This window comes from Paenibacillus agaridevorans (assembly GCF_003112455.1).
GTDB classification, from domain to species: Bacteria; Bacillota; Bacilli; order Paenibacillales; family Paenibacillaceae; genus Pristimantibacillus; species Pristimantibacillus agaridevorans.
On sequence record NZ_BDQX01000041.1, the window covers coordinates 26023 to 32124 of the forward strand.

Below are 6102 nucleotides of genomic sequence, written 5' to 3' on the forward strand. Positions count from 1 at the left end.
CGCGCACAAGCATGTTGGTCCAATGACGTTCCATCGTTTGCAACCGCCCTTCTTCGATAGGTAGTTCAAAAAGTCCGCTTCCCATTACGAAGTAATCCTAGTAGCTTACTCGACGTCGAATATTGAATTCAGCCGAACCTTCCGTTGCTCACGTAGCTTCCACTACGCTCCGCTACTCAGTTTCTAGCTTCATTCAATCTTCTTGGTACTGAAAACCGAACTTTTTGAACTTGTATTTCAATGGAAATATAATATTACAGCCGCTTCCAGCTACAAAAAAAGGAGAGCTCCAGTCTCGAGGCCTCTCCTTCCGTTGATAAATATTCAATTAGTCTTCCTTCGTCGCGACTTTCTCCACTTGAATAATGTCTCCGTAAATTTCTTCGAGGGCGACGCCCACGAATTTGTGGGAACGCGGACTCAGCAATTCCGACTTCTCGCCGTTGCGTAGCATGCGCGCTCTTCTGGAAGCGGCGACGACCAGCGTATATTTGCTGTCGACCTTCTTGACCATTTCGTCAATGGATGGATATAACATGGCTGATTCTCCTCACTCAAGCTTTCTCGATTGCAGTTTTCATACCCGACACATACGGTAAAAATCGATCTCTGCGGCAATGCTCCGCAATGATAATGCTTCGAATACGGTCGCAGGCGGCGTCAATCTCGTCGTTAATGACGGCATAATCATAATGCTGCAGCAAACTCATCTCCTCCACGGCCACGTTCATCCGCGTGTTGATGATATCCTGCGTTTCCGTGCCCCGTCCGGTAATGCGCTGCTTCAGCTCGTCCAAGGATGGAGGCAGCAAAAAAATAAAAATGGCTTCCGGGAACTTGTCTTTCACTTTCAGCGCGCCCTGAACCTCGATCTCGAGAATAACGTCCTTGCCGCAGGCAAGCGTCTTGTCTACGAAATCGCGCGGCGTGCCGTAATAATTGCCTACGTATTCCGCATGTTCCAAAAGCGCGTCGCGCGCAATCATATCCTGGAACTGCTCTCGTGTCTTAAAGAAATAGTTGATACCGTCAACCTCGCCCTGTCTGGGCTGCCTCGTTGTTGCCGACACGGAATACACGATCTCCGGCATTCTGCTCCGCAGCGCGGTACATACCGTGCCCTTCCCCACTCCGGCAGGACCGGACAAAACTATTAACAATCCCATTTGTTCCATAGCTCCCCGTAACTATTCGTCGTTATCGTCATCCTTGGTGGATAAGCGATGCGCAACCGTTTCCGGCTGAACCGCTGATAAAATAACATGATCGCTGTCCGTAATAATGACCGCGCGCGTCCGACGACCGTATGTGGCGTCAATCAACATATGCCTGTCGCGAGCCTCTTGAATGATCCGTTTGATCGGCGCCGACTCCGGACTAACAATGGAAATAATGCGATTTGCGGATACAATGTTGCCGAATCCGATATTAATGAGCTTAATAGCCAAGCCAGGTCCCCCTCCGCGCTTACGATCATCCCATGCGCACTTTGCGCTGCAATCTTAAAATGAACAGAATCATTGCTTTATTGTTGACAAAAAAAGGATGGAGCATACGTTTCCATTGCGCTGTTCCAACTGTACGCCCTATTTTAATTGATTTTCGCCGCGCGAACAAGCAGAAAATAGCCGCGCGGCGTAAATAACATGAGGATTAGCTAAGTTGCTTCGTATTTTGCCAAACATATTCCGTCAATTGCACGGCCATATCGTAGAACATAAACGGCGTTATGAGATAAATGCCATTAAAGTGAGGGAGCGCCGCATCGAGCAGCTCCTTCGCGATCCGAACGCCTTCCGCGCGGCCTGCCTCGCCTTCCAATCCGGCCATCCGGCTCCGCACCTCGTCGGACAGCTGAATGCCCGGCACTTCATTATGAAGATATTCGGCATTTCTTCCGTTGGCAAGCGGCATAATGCCGATGAATACCGGCACATCCAGATGTTTTGTGGATTCCGCGATACGTACGATCAGTTCGGGATCATAAACCGGCTGCGTCATGATGTAATCGGCTCCGGAAGCAATCTTGCGTTCCAGGCGCTGCACAGCCTTGTCTAGATGTTTGACGTTCGGGTTGAACGCCGCCCCTACAACGAACTTCGCACGCTGCTTAAGGGGCTTGCCGGAGAAAGCAATGCCGTCGTTCAACTGCTTGATCATACGGATCATCTCGAACGAGGTCAGGTCGTACACGGAGCTGGAATCCGGCAAATCGCCGAATCGCGCCGGATCTCCCGTCACGGCCAGAACATGGTCGATGCCAAGCGCATCCAGCCCCATCATGTGGGACTGCGTTCCGATCAGGTTGCGATCCCGGCAAGCGATATGGACGAGCGGGCGAATGTCCACGCGTTCCTTAAGCAGCGCGGCCAGCGCCAGATTGCTCATGCGCGTAACGGCGAGCGAGTTGTCCGCCATCGTAATCGCGTCCGCTTTGATCTCCTTAAGAGCCGCTGCCCCCGTCATGAACTTGCTGATATCGAGATCGCGAGGCGGATCCAGCTCTACGATGACCGTGTGGCGCTGCTTTACAAGATCCACGATGTTGGGAGTCTCATCCCTATCCCCCTCGCCAGTGCCTCCCGCAAGGGTTTCCGTGACGGTTATTGATGTTGACTCCGCCTGATTCGCGCCAGGCGCCGCAGGCACGTATCCGGCAAGTGCAGCGGCCATTGCGGCTACATGCTCGGGCGTTGTTCCGCAGCATCCGCCGATAATGCGGGCACCGCGATCTGCGAAGCGCTTCGCGCTCTCCGCAAAATATTCCGGTCCGGCCGAATACGCATATTTACCATCGACGTAGTCGGGTATTCCGGCATTCGGATAGACCGACATGGGTACATCCTCAGGTCTCTCGCCAATGGAATCGATGGCGCGCATAATCCCGTTCGGGCCGCTGCGGCAGTTAAAGCCGATCACATCGGCCCCCATCTCCTTAAGCTCGCGGAATGCATCGGACAGCGCGACGCCATCCAGCGTTCGCCCGACGTCCTCGACCGCGAATTGGCAGATGACCGCGATATCGGTAAGCTTGCGGGCAATCGACATGGCTAGCTTCATCTCCGCAAGGTCGTAGAAGGTCTCCAGAAGCAATCCGTCGACTCCCTCTTCGAGCAGCGCCTTCATCTGTTGCTCGTAGGCATCCGCGACGAGAGAAGTCCGCAAGTTCTTTAGCTTGCCGTCCCGGATGGAGCCGATTGCGCCTACGACATAGGCATCCGGACCAACCGCGGCCCGCGCGATTCGGACGCCGGCACGGTTGATCGCTTCCATCTCGCTCTCCAATCCGTACTTCGACAGCTTGACGGAGTTCGCGGAAAACGTGTTCGTCTCGATAACGCGCGCGCCAGCTTCGTAATACTGCCGGTGTACGTTCTCAATGACATCCGGCTTCAATACATTGAATTCCTCATAGGAAACGCCAACCGGAAACCCCATCTGGTACAGATAGGTTCCTATCGCCCCGTCCCCGGTCAGGATGCGCTCTGCGAGCGCCTCTCTCAGACTAAGTTTTGCTGCCAACGCGCCGCTCATCGGGACACCTCCAAGGACCCGCGGAATACTTCCGCGGCAGGTCCGGTCATATAGACATGATTGTCGGCTTCGTTCCACTCGATAAACAAATCGCCGCCTTTGAGAGATATCGTAGCGGTACGGTCTGTCGCGTCCGTGAGCACGGATGCGACGAGAGTCGCGCAAGCGCCGGTGCCGCAAGCAAGCGTCGGACCCGCGCCGCGTTCCCAGACGCGCATGTCGGCTTGCGAACGGGAATTAACCGTTACGAATTCCACGTTGATCTTGCGGGGGAACATCGGATGTTTTTCCAGCTTCGGTCCCCAGGTATCCAGGTCGAAGTTTGCGGCGTCGTCCACATAGATAACGCAATGCGGATTGCCCATAGATACCGCCGTAAACGAGAACGTCCGGCCGTCCACTTCGATGGGATGTTCGATAACACGCTCCGCATCGATTGTCGTCGGCACTTTAAGCCCTTCCAAAATCGGCTCGCCCATATCGACGCGCACGCTTACCGCTTTGCCGCCCTCTACTGCGAGCTGAACCTTCTGCACGCCGGCGCCCAACGTCTCGATCGTAATTTCTTCGCGGTTCGTCAATCCGTTATCGTAGACGTACTTCGCCACGCAGCGAATCGCGTTGCCGCATTGCTCCGCTTCCGAACCGTCGGAGTTGATGATACGCATGCGGAAGTCCGCCTTCTCGGAAGGAAGAATATAGACAAGACCGTCGGCGCCGATGCCGAAGAACCGATCGCAGACGTCAAGCGCCAGCTCGGACGCATTGTCCGGCAGCTGACGCTCGCCGTCTACTATTATAAAGTCATTGCCCAAGCCATGCATTTTCGTGAAATTCATCTATCGTTCTCTCCCTTGCAACAGCTGCTAGTATGGATGATTTCTCTATTACTCATTCCTACTAGCATACCGCAAAAGGTGGAGAAAGGCTATTCACTTTTTACATCAACATTTGCACAAATCCTCGGTGAGGATTAGCGCGATACCGTCTGGGGACCAAGCGGCCACTTGCCCGCCGGCTTGCGTTTCGTCTTGCCAAGCACGCTGCCGATGCCCATAATGAACGTCGGAATGCCTGCCGCTACGAAGACGAGACACCATTCGCGGAAGCCGATCGGCACCGTCTTGAAGATGGGCTGCAACGCTTCGATATACAGCACGCCGACCATTAGCAGCAAAGACGACAGAACCGCGAGCACCAGGTATTTGTTCTGGAACGGATTGCGGTGGAAGATGGACCTTGAGCTTCTGCAGTCGAACACATGGATGAGCTGCGCCATAACTAGCGTGGCGAACGCGACTGTCTGAGCCGTCATCAAGCCTTGCGGATCGTTCCCTTCCGCGACTAACGTAATCCAGAAGGCGCCGAGCGTGCAGAGGCCGATCAGAATGCCCCGGCTAATAATTTTCCATCCCAGCCTCCGGGCGAAAATATTTTCCTTGGCCTGGCGAGGCTTCTGCTGCATGAGATCTTTCTCTGCCTGGTCGACGCCAAGCGCCATCGCGGGCAATCCGTCCGTGACGAGGTTGACCCATAATATCTGGATCGGCACCAGCGGCAATGGCAGGCCCGCCATCATGGCCAGGAACATGACCATGATTTCGCCTACATTAGAGGCAAGGAGATATCGAATGAACTTGCGAATATTCTCGTAGATCCCTCGGCCTTCCTCTATGGCGGCGACTATCGTCGAGAAGTTGTCGTCGCTGAGCACGAGCGCCGATGCTTCCTTCGAAACATCCGTTCCCGTAATGCCCATCGCGATGCCGATATCGGCTGCCTTGATGGCAGGGGCATCGTTAACGCCGTCGCCCGTCATGGCTACCGTATGTCCCCTTCGCTGCAGCGCCTTCACGATTCTCAGCTTATGCTCCGGCGAGACGCGGGCATAAACGCTGATGTCATCGGCGCGCTTCTCCAATTCCTCGTCGGTCATCTCTTCCAGCTGCTTGCCCGTCACCGATACGGCGCCGCGAGACATAATGCCGAGCTGGCCCGCGATCGCCTCCGCCGTCAACTGATGGTCGCCCGTGATCATGACGGTTTTGATGCCCGCTCTGCGGCAAGTCGCGATAGCGTCCTTTACCTCCCGGCGAGGCGGGTCGATCATTCCCGCAAGACCGATAAAGACAAGACCTTGCTCCGCATCGTCCTCCGTCTCGACCTTTTCTGCCGGACGGACATCCTTGTACGCAAGGCCCAGAACCCGAAGCGCGGAACCCGCCATGGCTTCGCCTGCTTCGGCGCACTTGCGCTTGAGCGTCGACGTAAACGGAACGACCTTGCCATCCCACAACACGTAGGAGCAATGCTCCATCAGCACGTCCGGAGCGCCTTTCGTACAAATGAGCCTGCCTCCTTGATGAGAGACAATGACGGACATCCGCTTGCGCTCGGAGTCGAAGGGGAACTCCTTCACGCGCTGATACAGCGTCTCCAGCGATTTCGCGGAGGATCCCAGCTTCGCGGCGAGCACCGCCAAAGCCCCTTCCGTGGGGTCGCCCTTGAGGCGCCACTCGGAGGCAGGCTCCGGGGCCGCCCCTCTGCGCCGCTTGCCTGAGGGCTCCT

At 55.4% G+C, this 6102-nt stretch carries 6 protein-coding genes; all 6 read right to left on the reverse strand.

Features of this window, described 5'->3' with window-relative positions; genetic code table 11:
• Positions 1-328 precede the first annotated feature (328 nt).
• Positions 329-538, reverse strand: coding sequence for a DNA-directed RNA polymerase subunit omega (rpoZ, locus tag PAT3040_RS04110; RefSeq protein WP_087567776.1), 210 nt, complete (start codon positions 536-538; stop codon positions 329-331).
• 16 nt (positions 539-554) lie between these two features.
• Complete coding sequence (gmk, locus tag PAT3040_RS04115) at positions 555-1166, reverse strand: guanylate kinase (RefSeq protein WP_108991637.1); 612 nt, start codon at positions 1164-1166, stop codon at positions 555-557.
• Positions 1167-1187: 21 nt separating this feature from the next.
• Positions 1188-1448 carry an extracellular matrix/biofilm regulator RemA gene (gene remA / locus PAT3040_RS04120; protein WP_005548256.1) on the reverse strand — a complete coding sequence of 87 codons (261 nt, stop codon included), beginning with the start codon at positions 1446-1448 and terminating at the stop codon, positions 1188-1190.
• A gap of 205 nt (positions 1449-1653) precedes the next feature.
• Positions 1654-3534 carry a bifunctional homocysteine S-methyltransferase/methylenetetrahydrofolate reductase gene (locus PAT3040_RS04125; protein WP_108991638.1) on the reverse strand — a complete coding sequence of 627 codons (1881 nt, stop codon included), beginning with the start codon at positions 3532-3534 and terminating at the stop codon, positions 1654-1656.
• Positions 3531-4373, reverse strand: coding sequence for a diaminopimelate epimerase (gene dapF / locus PAT3040_RS04130; protein WP_108991639.1), 843 nt, complete (start codon positions 4371-4373; stop codon positions 3531-3533). Before dapF ends, PAT3040_RS04125 begins: the two co-directional genes overlap by 4 nt.
• Positions 4374-4507: 134 nt before the next feature.
• Positions 4508-6102 (reverse strand): cation-translocating P-type ATPase (locus PAT3040_RS38390; RefSeq protein WP_146200357.1); only part of this gene is annotated, 1595 nt, incomplete at its 5' end.

Coding starts and splice junctions, on each gene's coding strand:
- rpoZ (WP_087567776.1), bottom strand. CDS start 538: ATGTTATATCCATCCATTGACGAAATGGTCAAGAAGGTCGACAGCAAA.
- gmk (WP_108991637.1), bottom strand. CDS start 1,166: ATGGGATTGTTAATAGTTTTGTCCGGTCCTGCCGGAGTGGGGAAGGGC.
- PAT3040_RS04125 (WP_108991638.1), bottom strand. CDS start 3,534: ATGAGCGGCGCGTTGGCAGCAAAACTTAGTCTGAGAGAGGCGCTCGCA.
- dapF (WP_108991639.1), bottom strand. CDS start 4,373: ATGAATTTCACGAAAATGCATGGCTTGGGCAATGACTTTATAATAGTA.